General features: G+C 73.6%; 16 protein-coding genes. 10 read left to right on the top strand and 6 right to left on the bottom strand.

The features are described 5' to 3' along the window. The first annotated feature begins 19 nt into the window (after positions 1–19). The 7 genes from MON03_RS16875 (at position 20) to MON03_RS16845 (ending at position 6,167) form a co-directional block, all read left to right on the top strand. Positions 20–964, top strand: a complete 945-nt coding sequence (locus MON03_RS16875; RefSeq protein WP_242089639.1) for a type II CAAX endopeptidase family protein — start codon at positions 20–22, stop codon at positions 962–964. After that, complete coding sequence (locus MON03_RS16870; RefSeq protein WP_242089638.1) at positions 951–2,240, top strand: sensor histidine kinase; 1,290 nt, start codon at positions 951–953, stop codon at positions 2,238–2,240. Before MON03_RS16875 ends, MON03_RS16870 begins: the two co-directional genes overlap by 14 nt. Then, the gene (locus MON03_RS16865; protein ID WP_022903827.1) at positions 2,237–2,923 is read left to right on the top strand and encodes a response regulator; all 687 of its coding nucleotides are present in this window, start codon (positions 2,237–2,239) and stop codon (positions 2,921–2,923) included. The genes MON03_RS16870 and MON03_RS16865 overlap by 4 nt, the downstream gene beginning before the upstream one ends. 55 nt (positions 2,924–2,978) lie before the next feature. Then, a complete protein-coding gene (locus MON03_RS16860; protein WP_242089637.1) occupies positions 2,979–3,989 on the top strand; it encodes a matrixin family metalloprotease in 1,011 nt (336 codons plus the stop codon). A 71-nt stretch (positions 3,990–4,060) separates the two neighbouring features. Then, a complete protein-coding gene (locus MON03_RS16855) occupies positions 4,061–4,909 on the top strand; it encodes a glycosyltransferase family 2 protein (protein ID WP_242089635.1) in 849 nt (282 codons plus the stop codon). Between the two features lie 97 nt (positions 4,910–5,006). Continuing rightward, positions 5,007–5,702 (top strand): helix-turn-helix transcriptional regulator, encoded by a 696-nt coding sequence (locus MON03_RS16850; protein ID WP_242089633.1) that lies wholly within the window; start codon positions 5,007–5,009, stop codon positions 5,700–5,702. A gap of 66 nt (positions 5,703–5,768) precedes the next feature. After that, entirely contained in the window at positions 5,769–6,167 is a 399-nt protein-coding gene (locus tag MON03_RS16845) for a VOC family protein (RefSeq protein WP_242089631.1), read from the top strand. A gap of 58 nt (positions 6,168–6,225) precedes the next feature. Here MON03_RS16845 and MON03_RS16840 read toward each other — a convergent pair whose 3' ends face one another. Continuing rightward, positions 6,226–6,876, bottom strand: a complete 651-nt coding sequence (locus MON03_RS16840) for an NAD(P)H-binding protein (RefSeq protein ID WP_242089629.1) — start codon at positions 6,874–6,876, stop codon at positions 6,226–6,228. Between the two features lie 34 nt (positions 6,877–6,910). Continuing rightward, positions 6,911–7,375 carry an SRPBCC family protein gene (locus MON03_RS16835; protein WP_242089628.1) on the bottom strand — a complete coding sequence of 155 codons (465 nt, stop codon included), beginning with the start codon at positions 7,373–7,375 and terminating at the stop codon, positions 6,911–6,913. Between the two features lie 107 nt (positions 7,376–7,482). Here MON03_RS16835 and MON03_RS16830 point away from each other — a divergent pair, with 107 nt between their 5' ends. Beyond that, positions 7,483–7,971 carry a DUF4126 family protein gene (locus MON03_RS16830; protein WP_022903820.1) on the top strand — a complete coding sequence of 163 codons (489 nt, stop codon included), beginning with the start codon at positions 7,483–7,485 and terminating at the stop codon, positions 7,969–7,971. Between the two features lie 142 nt (positions 7,972–8,113). Here the strand turns inward: MON03_RS16830 and MON03_RS16825 are convergent, their stop codons facing one another. Next, positions 8,114–9,562 carry an MDR family MFS transporter gene (locus MON03_RS16825; protein ID WP_242089626.1) on the bottom strand — a complete coding sequence of 483 codons (1,449 nt, stop codon included), beginning with the start codon at positions 9,560–9,562 and terminating at the stop codon, positions 8,114–8,116. A gap of 67 nt (positions 9,563–9,629) precedes the next feature. Between MON03_RS16825 and MON03_RS16820 the strand changes: the two genes are divergently transcribed. Then, positions 9,630–10,601: an NAD-dependent epimerase/dehydratase family protein gene (locus MON03_RS16820; RefSeq protein WP_242089624.1), complete on the top strand. Its 972-nt coding sequence runs from the start codon at positions 9,630–9,632 to the stop codon at positions 10,599–10,601. A gap of 54 nt (positions 10,602–10,655) precedes the next feature. Here MON03_RS16820 and MON03_RS16815 read toward each other — a convergent pair whose 3' ends face one another. Continuing rightward, the gene (locus MON03_RS16815) at positions 10,656–11,783 is read right to left on the bottom strand and encodes a PQQ-dependent sugar dehydrogenase (RefSeq protein WP_242089623.1); all 1,128 of its coding nucleotides are present in this window, start codon (positions 11,781–11,783) and stop codon (positions 10,656–10,658) included. 251 nt (positions 11,784–12,034) lie between these two features. Between MON03_RS16815 and MON03_RS16810 the strand changes: the two genes are divergently transcribed. After that, complete coding sequence (locus MON03_RS16810) at positions 12,035–12,700, top strand: SDR family NAD(P)-dependent oxidoreductase (RefSeq protein WP_022903817.1); 666 nt, start codon at positions 12,035–12,037, stop codon at positions 12,698–12,700. Between the two features lie 43 nt (positions 12,701–12,743). On the opposite strand, the gene MON03_RS16805 is transcribed toward MON03_RS16810, so the two are convergent. Next, a complete protein-coding gene (locus tag MON03_RS16805; protein ID WP_022903816.1) occupies positions 12,744–12,980 on the bottom strand; it encodes a hypothetical protein in 237 nt (78 codons plus the stop codon). After that, entirely contained in the window at positions 12,977–13,573 is a 597-nt protein-coding gene (locus MON03_RS16800; RefSeq protein ID WP_242089620.1) for an ArsR/SmtB family transcription factor, read from the bottom strand. Before MON03_RS16800 ends, MON03_RS16805 begins: the two co-directional genes overlap by 4 nt. Between the last annotated feature and the right edge of the window lie 10 nt (positions 13,574–13,583).

The raw sequence follows: 13,583 nt of genomic DNA, 5'->3' as shown, positions 1-13,583 counted from the left end.
CGTTCCTAGCGTCGAGGACATGACGAACCACCTCCACACCGGCGCGGACCAGCCGGGCATCCGGGGCATGATCGCCCGCAACCCCCTCCGCGCGTTCTTCGTGCTCGCCCTCGGCCTCAGCTGGGCCGCGTGGGTGCCGTACATCCTGTCGCCGCACGGCCTCGGCCTCTGGGACCTGCACTTCCCCGAGCTCCTCGGCACCGCGCAGTTCACGGGCGTGCTGCCCGGGGCGCTGCTCGGACCGCTCGGCAGCGCCTTCCTCGTCACCGCGGTCACCGACGGCCGCCCGGGTCTCCGGCGCTGGGTCGGCCGACTGTGGCAGTGGCGGGTCTCGTGGCGCTGGTACGCCCTGGCGCTCGTCGGGGTGCCGGCGGTCATCGTGGTCTCCGGCCTGCCGCTGTCCGGCGGGCAGGTCCAGGCACCGAGCGCCGCAGCGCTGCTCATGCTCGTCCCGGGGCTGGTCGTGCAGGTGTTCACCACGGGGCTGTCCGAGGAGCCCGGCTGGCGGGACTTCGCGCTCCCCCGACTCCAGGACCGCTTCGGCCCGCTCGGTGCCGCCGGGATCCTCGGCCCGCTGTGGGCGCTGTGGCACGTGCCGCTCTACCTCAGCGACTGGGGTGGTTGGCCGGACGCCCACTGGACCGAGCCGCTCGTCTTCGCCGCCTTCACGATCACGTTCAACGTGGTGATGATCTGGGCGTTCAACCGCACCGGCGAGAGCCTCCCGCTGGTCCTGCTCCTGCACGTCGGCGTGAACAACACGATCTCGACGCTCTGGGCCGACATGTACCCGGGCATGACGGCGGGCACGATGATGCTCGGGCTCACCGCGATCTCGACCGTGGCCGCTGCCGTGCTGCTCGTCGCCACCCGGGGCCGACTCGGGTACGCCCGCACGGGTGCGCCGACGCTGCCGGTGCCCACCGCACCCGCCCTCGTAGGATCGAACGATGGCACGCGCTGACGCCCGCACCGACCTCGTCGTCGCCACGGGGACGGCGATCGTTTCCGTCGGGCTCCTCAGCGGCCTGCCGAGCCTCGACGCCCTCGACCGGCTCGACGGGTCCGGCTCGTCCGTGGCGGTCGCCGCCGGGACCCCGCCGGTCGGCAGCGCCGCCTGGGTGGACCTGCTGATCTCCCTGCTCGTCGCGTCCGCACTGCTGCTGCTCGCCCACCGCGCCCCGCGGACGACCGCGCTCGGCGCCGGGATCATCGCGGCCGCGGCGGCCTCCACGCCGAGCGGTGCCTACAGCCTCGTGCTGCTGCCCGTCGCGGTGGCGGTCGTCCTGGTCGGGTCCCGCGAGCCGCTCACCCGGAGTTGGCCGGCCATCGTCGGCACTGCGGTGCTGGTCGTGGCCGGGACCGCGGTCAACGACGCCGTCCTGTCCGGTGGCATGCGCTCGCAGCCGACCGAGCTCCTCGCCGCCGCCGTCGGCGCTGGCGTCCTGCAGGCGGTCGGCGCGGTCGGTCTCCCACTGCTCGTCGCGCTGCTCATCCGCTCTCGGCGCGACGTCCGCGCGGCCCGCACGGCCGAGGCGTCCGCGGTGGACCGGGAGCAGGACGCCCGCGTCGAGGCGGCGATCGGCCGGGAACGTGCCGCGATGGCCCGGGAGCTGCACGACATCGCCGCGCACCACCTCTCCGGGATCGCCCTGATGTCGGCGGCCATCGACCGGCAGATCGACACGGATCCGAGCAGGGCCCACGAGGGCGTCCGGCAGGTCCGGGAGCAGAGCACCGCGGTGCTGGAGGACCTCCGCCGCCTGGTGGGACTCCTCCGCGAGGACGGACCGGCGGAGCGCGCGGTCGAGACGATCGCGGGCATCGTCGACCTGGTCGAGCGGTCGCGTGTGCGGATGCCGGTCGAGCTCGAGGTCCTCGCGTCCGGCGATCGCCCCCTCGCGGACGGCGTCGGACCACTCGCGCAGCTCGCCGCCTACCGTGCGGTGCAGGAATCGCTGGCGAACGCGGTGCTCCACGCCCCGGGCGCCCCGTGCACCGTCACCGTCGACGACCGCGCTGCGGAGCAGCTCGTGGTGCGTGTCGCGAACGGCGCGCCGACGCTGCCCGGCAGCGGCGGGGCCGCCGCCGGCGGCAACGGACTGCGTGGGATGCGTGAGCGGGCAGACCTGGTCGGGGCGCGCCTCCAGGCCGGTCCGCAGGACGGAGGCGGTTGGCTCGTGGAGCTGACGCTCGGCCGGGAGGCACCGCTCACGCCCGCCACGGAGGTGCGGCCGTGATCCGGGTCCTGGTGGCGGACGACCAGCCGCTCGTCCGTGCCGGCGTGACGGCCCTGCTCGACGCGGAGCCCGACCTCGAGGTGGTCGCGGTCGCCGCTGACGGCGGCGAAGCACTCGAGGCCGCCCGACGGACCCGTCCGGACGTCGCGTGCCTCGACGTCCGGATGCCGGTCCGGAACGGCATCGAGGTCGCCCGCGAGCTCTGCGCACCGGGGGCCGATCCGGAGGTGCCGGTGCTCATGCTGACGACGTTCGACCTCGACGACTACGTGTTCGGCGCCCTCGAGGCGGGTGCGTCCGGGTTCCTCCTCAAGGACGCTGACCCCGACACCATCACCGGGGCGGTCCGGCAGGTGGCGGCGGGGAACGGCACCCTCGACCAGGCCCTCACCCGTCGGGTACTGCGGGAGTTCGTGTCCCGCCGGAGCCTCCAGCCCGTGACGGGCGCCCGCGCCGACGGGCTGCTCACCGCCCGCGAGCGTGACGTGCTGCTGCTCCTCGCCCAGGGGATGTCGAACGAGGACATCGCTGCCGCGCTCGTCGTGGAGGTGTCGACGGTGAAGTCGCACCTCGCACGGATGCTGCCGAAGCTCGGGGTGCGGTCGCGGCTGCAGGCGGTGGTCTGGGCGTACCAGAACCGCGTGGTCGCGGTGCCGGGTGCGGAGGACGGCCGTCCCGCCTAGCATTGGCGCGACCAGGACGGCGGAGGACAGGGCCTCGGCCGGGGGAGGCACGACCATGCCCGTTCGAACCATGCCGTGGACGTCCGCGGCCACCGCGGCCGCCGCACTCGCCGCCGCGCTCGTCGGGGCCGGGGTGGTGTCCGCGTCGCCGGCCGTCGCAGCCACGTCGCCGACGGCAGGCGCGTCGTGTCCGTCGGGCACGCTCAGCCTCCGCACGCTCGAGTCCGGGTGCACCACGTCGACCGGCACCGTCCGGCTCGCCGACGGCCGCACGTTCGCCGTCCCCGCACCCGGTGAGTCGGTCGCAGCACTGAGCGTCGCGGCCGCGGGTGCCGAGGAGCTGCCCGAGGTCGTCGTGACGAACACCGGGAACTCCGGCGTCGCGGTCCGGGTCGGCGAGGCGTGGCAGGGCTCGCCGTCGGCCGTCCGGCAGGCGGAACGCTCGACCCTCGGGACCGCGGACACCGGCGCGGCGACTGTGCGTCCGAGCGCGGCCTCGACGAAGTGCACGAGCAAGGCCAACACGCAGAACGACTACCGGTGGTCGAGCACCGTGCAGTGGTACTACAACCCGAGCGGGGCGCGCACGACCTACGGCGACGACGCACTCCGGTCCGCCGCGGACGCCTGGACCGGGACCATCACGTCGTGCGGCACCACCGTGACGTCCTCGGCGCGGGAGAGCTTCGTCCGCGAGGCCACGCAGGCGCCCGACTTGACGAAGGACGGCGGGTGCGCGACGAACAACGGGTACAGCGTCATGGGCTGGGGTGCGCTCCCGGCCGGCACGCTCGGCGTGACGTGCGTCTGGTACGACCAGAACGGTGTCGCACGCGAGGCCGACCAGCGGTACGCGACGCGGTACTCGTGGTCCTCCACCGCCACGTGCTCGGGCAGCCGGTACGACATGCAGGCCGTCGCGACGCACGAGTGGGGCCACCTGTACGGCCTCGGCCACGTGAAGAGCGGCACCGGCCAGGTGATGGAGCCGTCCGGCGGCACCTGCGCGACCGGATCGCGGACGCTCGGGCTCGGCGACATGACGGGCATCGCGGCGAAGTACTGAGCGGTCGGGCGCGGCCGCGCTCCCCGGCCCTCCGGCTCGGCCGCCCAGACCCGCCCTGGTTCGCTGGACGCATGGCAGCGCTCCCGACCGTCATGGTCGTCGTCCCCGTGCTCGACGACGCCGAGCAGCTGCGCACGTGCCTCGCCGCGATCGCGCGGCAGACCCGGTCGGCGGAGGAGGTGGTCGTGGTCGACAACGGGAGCTCCGACGACAGTGTCCGCGTCGCGCTCGACGCCGGAGCCCGGGTCGTGCGCGAGGCGTTCCCGGGCATCGCGGCCGCCGCGAGCACGGGCTACGACGCGGCGTTCGGGGACGTGATCGCCCGGATCGACTCGGACACGGTCGTGCCCGAGGACTGGCTCGGACGCGCACTCCCCTGGTTCGCCGACCCGCTCGTGACGGCCGTGACCGGCCCCGGGGCGTTCCGGGGGCTCGGTCCCGTCGCCTCGGCGTTCTGGCGGACCGCCTACATGCGGGCGTACTTCGTGCTCATGACCGGAGCGCTCGGACGTCCGCCGCTGTTCGGCTCGAACGCGCTGTTCCGACGGACCGCCTGGCTCGCCGTCCGGCACCGCGTGCACCGCCACGACCCGATGGTCCACGACGACGTCGACCTCTCGCTGCAGTTCGACCCGCGCTGGCGGACCGTGCTCGACCGGGCGCTCGTCGTCTCGGTGTCGGGCGACCCGGTCCGGGACCGGAGCGGGATGCTCCGGCGGGTCCAGAGGGCTGTGCACACCTTCGCGGTGTCGTGGCGCCGTGCCGTGCCGCCCGCCCGGCTGCTGCGGCGGTTCCGGCACGAGACCCGCCCGGTGCCGACGGGTGGGACGCCCACCGGGGCGGCGGTGACCGCTCCGGTCCGCGCTGACGGTCCCGCCCCGGCAGAGGCGTCCGTGGCCGGACCTACGATCGTGGGATGACCCCTCGCCGCACGGTCGCGACCGTGGCCACCGCGTTTCGACCGGGAGGCCCGTGGAGGGGCCGCACCGTGCCTCCCGTCCGGCGCCTGGTCACCCCGTGAACCGCACCGACCGGCTCTACGCACTGGTCGAAGCGCTCCGAGCGGTCGCGCCGCGACCGCTCAGCGCCCGACGCCTCGCCGAGCGGTTCGAGGTGAGCGTGCGCACGATCGAACGCGACCTCTCGGCGTTGCAGCAGGCCGGGGCGCCGATCTGGGCCGAGCCGGGGCGGACGGGCGGGTACTGCCTGGACCGGGAGCACACCCTGGCGCCGCTCGGTCTGACCGCGGACGAGGCGCTCGCGGTCACGGTCGGACTCGGCGCGCTCGCGAACGGACCCTTCCGCGACGCCGCTGCGCGTGCCCTCGGCAAGGTGCACGCGGCGACCCGGGACGAGCGGCTGGCGGAGTCGCTCGCCGTCGCTCGTCGGATCGCGTTCCTCGAACCCGACGACGAGGATGCTCCCGCAGACGTCGTGGCCGCTGCGCTGCGCGACGGGCAGGTCCTCCGACTCCGCTACCGCGACCGCGACGGCGAGCCGAGTGACCGCGAGGTCGAGCCCCTCGGGTACGTCGTCCGCGACGGCGTCTGGTACCTCGTCGCCTGGTGTCGTCTCCGCCGAGCGGTCCGGGCGTTCCGCACGGGACGGATCGTGACGCTCGAACCGACCGGCGAGCACGCACCGCTCCGGCCGTTCCGCGCCGCGGACCTCGACATCCCGCACGGCACCACGCGGCACGTGGTCGAGGACTGACCGCCTCCGTCACCTCGGCGGGATCACCGACAGGACGGTGTCGCGGACGCGCTGCACACTGCCCGCATGGCATTCGCTTCGATCCGCATCATCACCGACGACCTCGACCGGCTCGTCACCTTCTACGAGCACGTGACCGGCACCTCGGCACACCGTCCGGCGCCGGTGTTCGCCGAGTTCCGCGGCGGGGAGCACGGCCCCACGCTCGCGATCGGCTCCACCGCCACCGTGGCGGTGCTCGGCGACCGGGCTCCGCGCCCGGGCAGCAACGACTCGGTGCTCGTCGAGTTCGAGGTGGCCGACGTGGACGCCGAGTTCGCGCGACTGCGTGACGTGCTCCACGACGTCGTCCTCGAGCCGACGACGATGCCGTGGGGGAACCGCTCGACGCTGTTCCGCGACCCCGACGGCACCGTCGTCAACCTGTTCAGCCGACCGACGGGCGGCTGGACAGCGGGCGGCTGACCGGCAGACCGCGACCGACTGGTGGGGGCCGGCCGGACGCGGTCCGGCCGGCTGTGGCTCACTCCGCCGCGGCCCGGAGGAACGCGGCGATCTCCGTGGAGCCGCCGTTGAACCGCACCGTGTGACCAGCGGTCCCGGGGTCCTCGACGACGTCCGCGACCACGTGCGCGACGTCGCCGCGCGGCACCTCGGACGACGAGCCGTCCCAGTCGACGCGACCGGTCGGCTCGCCGTCGGTGAGGGTGCTCGGCGCGACCACGGTCCAGGCGAGCCCGGAGTCGCGGAGCACGGCGTCCGCGACGTACTTCGACTGCGCGTACGCGAAGAAGTCGTCGTCCTGCGGCACGCCGTGGTCGAGGACCGAGCCGGACCACGACACCATGACGTAGCGGTCGACGCCGGCACGAGCCGCTGCCTGCACGGTCAGCACCGCGGCGTCCCGGTCGATGGCCCACGTCCGGTCCACGGACCCGCCACCGGCGCCTGCCGACCACACCACGACGTCGTGCCCGCGGACGACGTCGGTGAAGGACTCGAGGGTCTGCTCCTGGATGTCCGCGACGCGGGGCTCGCCCCCGTGTGCCCGGACGTCGTCCGACTGGTCGGGGTCCCGGATGACGGACGTGACGGTGTGGCCGCGGTCGCTGAGGATCTTCGTCGCGAGGAGCGCGACCTTCCCGTGACCGCCGAAGAGGATGACGTTGCTCATCGGTCGCACGGTACCCGGAGCCGATCCGAGCGACTCAGCCGCGCTCCACGGTGGCCTTGAGCTGCCGGAGGCCCTTCTCGAAGTCCGGCCCGACGAGCTTCTCGAGCGGGAAGATCCGGGTCATGAAGGTCCGCGGGCTCTCCATCCGCCAGACGACGTCGGTGCCGGTGCCGGTGCCGGTGCCGGTGCCGCTCGGCGTGAGGTCGAACCGGATCACGTTGCTCGACCGGAACGGCTTCGTGAAGTCGAGCGCGACGCCCACGCCGGAGGGCTCGACCTCGGTGACCCGCATGGTCCCGGCACCGGCCTTCCGGTTCCCCGACCAGGCGTACGTCGCGCCGACCGAGCCCGGGTCGCCCGTGTACTCCCGGTGGAGGTCGGGATCCGCGCCCTCCCACGGCGACCACGACCGCCAGCGCGTGAGGTCCGCGAGGTGCGGCAGGACGACGGCCGGCGGTGCCTCGACGTGCACACGACGTTCCACGGTGATCGTGCTCATGCGCCGATGGTAGGACCAGAACGGCTCCCAGCACAGGGTGCGTAGCGTCTCCGACGGACCACGGCGCGGTCAGCCAGGTGACGCGTCAGCCAGGTGAGGAGACACCGATGAGCACCGACCACGAACAGAACACCCTCGTCCGCACGCTCGCCCTCGGCGTCCTGAGCGGCGGCCGCAGCGCCACCCCCCTCGCGGTGCTCGCGCTGAACCACGACAACAAGGAGCTCTCCGGCGCGTGGCAGGACTGGAAGGTCTTCGCGACGCCGCTCGGCCGCGGACTGCTCGTCGCCGGTGCGGTCGGCGAGCTCATCGGCGACAAGCTCCCGTCGACGCCGAGCCGCATCGCGTTCCCGGCGATCCTCGGCCGCGTCGCCTCGGGCGCGCTCGCGGGGGCCGCGCTCGGTACGACCGGGCGTCGGAACCTCGTGGTCGAGGGCGCGATCCTCGGAGCGGTCGGCGCCGTGGTCGGCAGCGTCGTCGGCTGGGCCGCCCGCAAGGCCGTCGGCGGTGTCACGCACCTGCCCGACCCGGTGGTGGCGCTCGCCGAGGACGCCGCGGTGATCGCCGGCTCCGTGAAGGCCGTCACCGCCGACTGACGCGCGCCGCTCGCGGCGGCGCCGCGCCGACGCGCGCCGGGCCGACGACCCGAGTCTCGGGGTGAGCGACACCTCTCGTGCCCAGGCCCACGAGAGGTGTCGCTGTGCGCGAGTCTCGTGATCGCCCGGCAGTGAAACCGTCTCAGGCGGTTGCCGCCTCCGCAGCAGCGGGCGCTTCCGCGCGGCGCCGGTGTGCGGGCATGAACGACACCGCGACGAGCAGCACCAGCGCGATGACCGCGATCGACACGAACACGAGGTGCATCGCGGTCATCAGCCCGGGACCCTCCGGCGAGCCCGCGGCGCCGAGTCGCACGTGCGCGTTGACGACGGCGCCGAACACCGCCACCCCGATCGCCGAACCCATGGACCGGGCGAACATGTTCGTGCCCGTCACCGCGCCACGCTCGTCGTGCGCTGCCGAGGACTGTGCCGCGATGAGGGTCGGGACGGCCGTGAGTCCCATGCCCGCACCGACCACGAAGCAGAACACCGCGACCAACCACACGGACGACGTGGACCCGAGGGTGATCGTGAGCGCAGCACCGAGCAGCACCAGCGTGGAGCCGATGAGCGCCGTCACCCGGAAGCCCCACCGCAGGTAGAACCGGCCGGCCTGCGAGGCGGAGATCGGCCAGCCGAGCGTGAGCGCCGCCAGCGCGAAGCCGGCGACCAGCGCGGAGGTGCCGAGGACGTCCTGCGCGTAGATCGGGACGTACGTCGACAGCCCCATGACGATCACGCCGATGACGAGCGACGCGACCGTCGAGGCAGCCACGACCCGGCGCCGGAGGAGGGCCAGCGAGAAGATCGGGTGCGCTGTCCGCAGCTCGACGGCGAGGAAGGCCGCGAGGAAGAGGGCCGCCGCGACGAAGACGCCGATCGAGGCACCCGAGCCCCAGGCCCACGTCGTCCCGCCCTCGAGGAGACCAAGCAGCAGCGCGGTCGTGCCGAGCGTCAGCAGCACCGCGCCCGGGAGGTCGATGCGTTGACGCGGCCCGTCAGCAGACCGCTGCTCGGTGTATGCCCGGACGAGCATGAACCCCGCGACCAGCGCCAACGGGATGTTGATCCAGAAGATCCAGCGCCACGCGCCGAGCTCGCTGAACACCCCACCGAGCGTCGGCCCGACCACCGAGGCGACGCCCCACACCGACGCGAGGTACCCCTGCGTCTTCGCCCGCTCCTCGAGTGTGTAGATGTCGCTCGTGATCGTCATCGAGATCGGCAGCACCGCCCCGGCACCGAGCCCCTGCACGACCCGGCCGGCGATGAGCACGGGCATCGACCACGCCGCACCGCAGAGCACCGACCCGAGCAGGAACAGCCCGATCCCGACGAGGAGCAGGCGCTTCCGGCCGAGCACGTCCGCGAGCCGTCCGTAGATCGGCACGGAGACCGCCTGCGCGAGGAGGTACACCGAGAACAGCCAGGGCAGCTGCTGGAAGTGGCCGAGGTCACGAGCGATGGACGTCGACGCCGTGGCGATGATCGTCGAGTCGAGGGCGACCAGCGCGGTCGCGAGCGTGAGCGAGAGCAGGATCGGCCCGCGCTCGGAGCGCAGGCCCACACCACCGGATCGTGCAGCCATGCGGGCGGCAAGTCCGTTCCGCGACGGAACATTCCACGGCCGCCGCCGTCGGCCTAGCCTGGCCGGCATGCGCATCGTCGTCATCGGGGCCACCGGCCACATCGGCACGTTCCTCGTCCCCCGCCTCGTCCGGGCCGGCCACGACGTCGTGGTCATCAGCCGGGGCACCCGCTCCGCCTACGCCGACGCTCCGGAATGGGCCCGGGTGGAGCGGATCACGGCCGACCGCGAGCAGGAGGACCGTGACGGCACGTTCGGCGCGCGCATCGCCGGGCTGCGGGCGGACACCGTCATCGACCTCGTCTGCTTCACGGTCGACTCCGCTCGCGCGCTGCTCGACGCACTCCGCGGGTCGGACACGCACCTCGTGCACTGCGGGTCGATCTGGCGGGCCGGGGTGTCCCACGTCCTCCCGATCACCGAGGAGGTCGCGACCCCGCCGTTCGGTGAGTACGGCACGCAGAAGGACGCCATCGCGCGGCTGTACAAGGAGGAAACCGCCTCGGGCGGTGTCGCAACGACCTCCCTCCACCCCGGCCACATCAGCGGTCCCGGTTGGGTGCCCATCGGTCCGCTCGGCAACCTGGACACCACGGTCATCACGAAGCTCTCCGCGGGCGCGGCGATCGAGGTGCCGGGTCTCGGCGCCGAGTCGATGGCCCACGTGCACGCCGACGACGTCGCGCAGGCGTTCCAGCTCGCGGTCGAGCACCGCGCAGAGGCCGTGGGCGAGGACTTCTTCGTCACGGCCGACACGGCCCTCACCGTGCGCGGGTACGCGCACCTGGTCGCCTCGTGGTTCGGCCAGGAGGCCCGGCTCGAGTCCGTCACGTGGGACCGGTTCCGCGAGACCACGGCTGGCGAGGACGCGGACGCGAGCTGGGAGCACCTGTCGCGATCGCAGGTGTTCAGCACCGACAAGCCGCGGCGGCTGCTCGGGTACGCGCCGGCGTACACGGCGTCCGAGACGGTGCTCGACGCCGTGCGGTGGCTCGTGGACAACGGCGAGGTCGAGGTGGCGCGGCCGCTCGCTGGCTGACGGCTCGCGACCGTCGCCCTGCGAGACCCGGCGCCGCGGGGCGATCGGACGTGCTCAGCGGCTCGCGAGCGGGACGGACACGATGCGGTCGTCGTCCGCCTGCGGGGTCCCCCGGCCGTCCGTGTTGTTCGTGACGAACCAGAGCGCGCCGTCGGGCCCGGCGAGGACCGTCCGGATCCGACCGAAGTCACCGGCGAACCACGTCGTCGACCGCGACGGGTCGGCGGCCGGGACCGCCCGGACCGAGGCCCCCCGGAGGTTCGCGACGAACACGGTGTCCCCGATGACGGTCAGGCCGCTCGGGGAGGCATCGCTCGTCGCCCACTGCTGCACCGGGTCCACGAAGCCGGCGGCCGTCCCGCCGGTGCCCTCGACCTCCGGCCAGCCGTAGTTCGCGCCCTCCTCGACGACGTTGAGTTCGTCCCACGTGTTCTGCCCGAACTCCGCGGCGAACATCGTGCCGTCCTTCGCCCAGCCCATGCCCTGCACGTTCCGGTGCCCGAGGCTCCACACGAGCGAGTCGGGGAACGGGTTGCCGGCCGGGACGCTCCCGTCCGCGGTCATCCGGAGGATCTTGCCCGCGAGCGAGTCCCGGTCCTGCGCGTCGGGTCCGTCGCCGGCGTCGCCGACGCTCGCGTAGAGCATGCCGTCCGGTCCGAACGCGATGCGCCCGCCGTTGTGGATGCCGCTCGACGGCAGTCCGTCGAGGATCGTCGTCGCCTCGCCCAGGCCGTACGACCCGACGCTGCCGGTGAGCTCGAAGCGCTGGATGCGGTTGCCGTCCGCGGCGGTCGAGTACACGTAGAGACCGCCGTCGTGGAGTGCGAGGCCGAGCAGGCCACCCTCGCCGCCCGGGGTGACTCCCGGGATGGTCCCCACCGTGCGGGTCGTGCCGTCCGCGGCCAGCTCGATCACCCGTGCCGAGTCGCGCTCGCTCACGAGGGCGGCGGCGCCGTCACCCGTCCGGACCACCGACCACGGCGCGTCCAGGCCGGTGACGACGTCGGAGGGCTCGCCGTCGGGTGCCAGCGACTCGACCTCCGCTGTGGCGGAGGGCGCCGGTCCCGCTGTCTCCGTCCGCGGCAGGGTCCGGACTCCTCCGTCGGTGCACGCCGCGAGGACGAGGGCGGTGACCGCGGCTGCGCCGAGTGCGGACGAGATGCGGCGGGTGGTCGTGTGCACGGCGTGCCTCCCCGGGGTTCGTGCCCTGATTGCACACGCTCCGGTCGGGAGGAGCCTGTACGGGCGCTCAGCGCGACCACCGGACCGACGGGAGGCACGGGGCGGCGCCGCCACGCGCCTCCCGTCCGAGAGGGGGTACGACAGTGCCCGCCACGGGCCCACTCCCGCTGGTTCAGTGGACGTCGGCGGGACCGGACGGTCCCGCGGTCGGGCCCCGTGCCCGGACACCGTCGTCCTGGAAGGACCACACCATGACCACCATCGCCATCGTCGGCGCCGGCAAGGGCCTCGGCGTCGAGACCGCCGCCCGCTTCGCCCGCGAGGGGTTCTCCGTCGCGCTCGTCTCGCGCAACCAGGACCGGCTCGACTCCCTCGCCGCCGAGCTCCGCGAGCAGGGCCACACCGCAGCCGGCTTCGCGGCGAACGTCCGCGACGGCGACTCGCTCCGTGCCGCGCTCGAGCGTGCCACCGAACAGCTCGGTCCGATCGAGGTCCTGCAGTACAGCCCGCTGCCCGCGAAGGAGTACATGCGCCCGGTGCTCGAGACGACCGCCGAGGACCTCGTCGGCCCGATCGAGTTCTCGGTGTACGGCTCGGTCAACGCCGTCCGGCAGGTCCTCCCGGGCATGCGGGCGCTGGGACGCGGCACGATCCTCTTCGTCAACGGTGCCAGCGCGGTCCGACCAGGCGCCCGGGTGACCGGCACGTCGGTCGCGTTCGCCGGGGAGAGCGCCTACGCGCAGCTCCTGCACGACGCCGTCAAGGAGGAGAACGTGCACGTCGCGCAGCTCATCATCCCGTTCGGGATCGACGACGGCCAGGAGGACCACTCGGGCGCCGCGATCGCCGAGCGTCTCTGGAGCCTGCACAACGAGCGCGGGGAGTTCCGGACGTACGCGGAGGCGCTGCCCGAGTAGGTCTGGGCCGACCGTCCGGTCCGACGGTCTCGGCCTCGATCGGTCAGCGGACGCGGGGGAAGTCGGCGGACAGCGTCTCGGCGTGCCGTTCGCGTGCCGCCAGCGCCGTCCGGGCCTCGTGCGCGAGCCGCGCGACGGTCCGCTCGTCGGTGCCCTCGGCGATGGTGGTCGGGAGCACGCGGGCCGCTCGTCGTTCGCTCCAGCGGAGCAGCGCGACGCCGGTGGCGTGGGCGGCGCGCTCGAGCGGGCCGGCCTGGGTCGGGTGGAGTGCGGCGTTCATCGTGATCCCTCGGTGTCGTCGTCGAGGACGGGGACGGCGGCGAAGCGGACGAACACACGACCGGTGTCGGCTTCGTCGGCGTCGGCGTCGGGGTCGCGTCGCCGTCGGAAGGCCGTCATGAGCTCGAGCGTCGCCTCGGTGAGCTCCTGCAGCTCGGCCGGGGTCAGGCGCATGACGATGGTGGACAGGGTCGCGGCGTCCCGCCAGGGTCCGAGGGACCGTTCGTCACGTGCGATGAACTCGCGGATCATCTGCTCGGCGTGGTCGTTCGAGCCCGAGGCCACGAGACGTGCGGCGGCCAGGGCGGCCGGCGACTGCGGACCGTCCGAACCACCGCTGTACAGGGTCGCGGGGGTGCGACGCCACCAGCGCTCGCGACCGTTGCCGCGGCCCTCGACCTCCTCGATGAAGCCGTGCTTCTCGAGCTGCCGGAGGTGGTAGCTCGTCGAGCCGGACGATTCGCCGACGCGGTCCGCCAGGGTCGTGGCCGTGGCGGGGCCGTGCGTCGCGAGCTCGTTGAGGAGCTGCGCCCGGAGCGGGTGGGACAGCGCCTTCATCTCCGGGAGGTCGAGGACGCGGGAGTCGGATGCCATGCCCTGATCG

The sequence above is a fragment of the Curtobacterium sp. DN_7.5 genome (assembly GCF_022655355.1).
Classification (GTDB): Bacteria; Actinomycetota; Actinomycetes; order Actinomycetales; family Microbacteriaceae; genus Curtobacterium; species Curtobacterium luteum.
This window is presented reverse-complemented; position numbering and strand designations above follow the sequence as displayed.

What these genes read in the sequence shown, in the direction of transcription:
- MON03_RS16875 (WP_242089639.1), top strand. Translation starts at nt 20, where the DNA reads ATGACGAACCACCTCCACACCGGCGCGGACCAGCCGGGCATCCGGGGC.
- MON03_RS16870 (WP_242089638.1), top strand. Translation starts at nt 951, where the DNA reads ATGGCACGCGCTGACGCCCGCACCGACCTCGTCGTCGCCACGGGGACG.
- MON03_RS16860 (WP_242089637.1), top strand. Translation starts at nt 2,979, where the DNA reads ATGCCCGTTCGAACCATGCCGTGGACGTCCGCGGCCACCGCGGCCGCC.
- MON03_RS16855 (WP_242089635.1), top strand. Translation starts at nt 4,061, where the DNA reads ATGGCAGCGCTCCCGACCGTCATGGTCGTCGTCCCCGTGCTCGACGAC.
- MON03_RS16845 (WP_242089631.1), top strand. Translation starts at nt 5,769, where the DNA reads ATGGCATTCGCTTCGATCCGCATCATCACCGACGACCTCGACCGGCTC.
- MON03_RS16840 (WP_242089629.1), bottom strand. Translation starts at nt 6,876, where the DNA reads ATGAGCAACGTCATCCTCTTCGGCGGTCACGGGAAGGTCGCGCTCCTC.
- MON03_RS16835 (WP_242089628.1), bottom strand. Translation starts at nt 7,375, where the DNA reads ATGAGCACGATCACCGTGGAACGTCGTGTGCACGTCGAGGCACCGCCG.
- MON03_RS16830 (WP_022903820.1), top strand. Translation starts at nt 7,483, where the DNA reads ATGAGCACCGACCACGAACAGAACACCCTCGTCCGCACGCTCGCCCTC.
- MON03_RS16825 (WP_242089626.1), bottom strand. Translation starts at nt 9,562, where the DNA reads ATGGCTGCACGATCCGGTGGTGTGGGCCTGCGCTCCGAGCGCGGGCCG.
- MON03_RS16820 (WP_242089624.1), top strand. Translation starts at nt 9,630, where the DNA reads ATGCGCATCGTCGTCATCGGGGCCACCGGCCACATCGGCACGTTCCTC.
- MON03_RS16810 (WP_022903817.1), top strand. Translation starts at nt 12,035, where the DNA reads ATGACCACCATCGCCATCGTCGGCGCCGGCAAGGGCCTCGGCGTCGAG.
- MON03_RS16805 (WP_022903816.1), bottom strand. Translation starts at nt 12,980, where the DNA reads ATGAACGCCGCACTCCACCCGACCCAGGCCGGCCCGCTCGAGCGCGCC.
- MON03_RS16800 (WP_242089620.1), bottom strand. Translation starts at nt 13,573, where the DNA reads ATGGCATCCGACTCCCGCGTCCTCGACCTCCCGGAGATGAAGGCGCTG.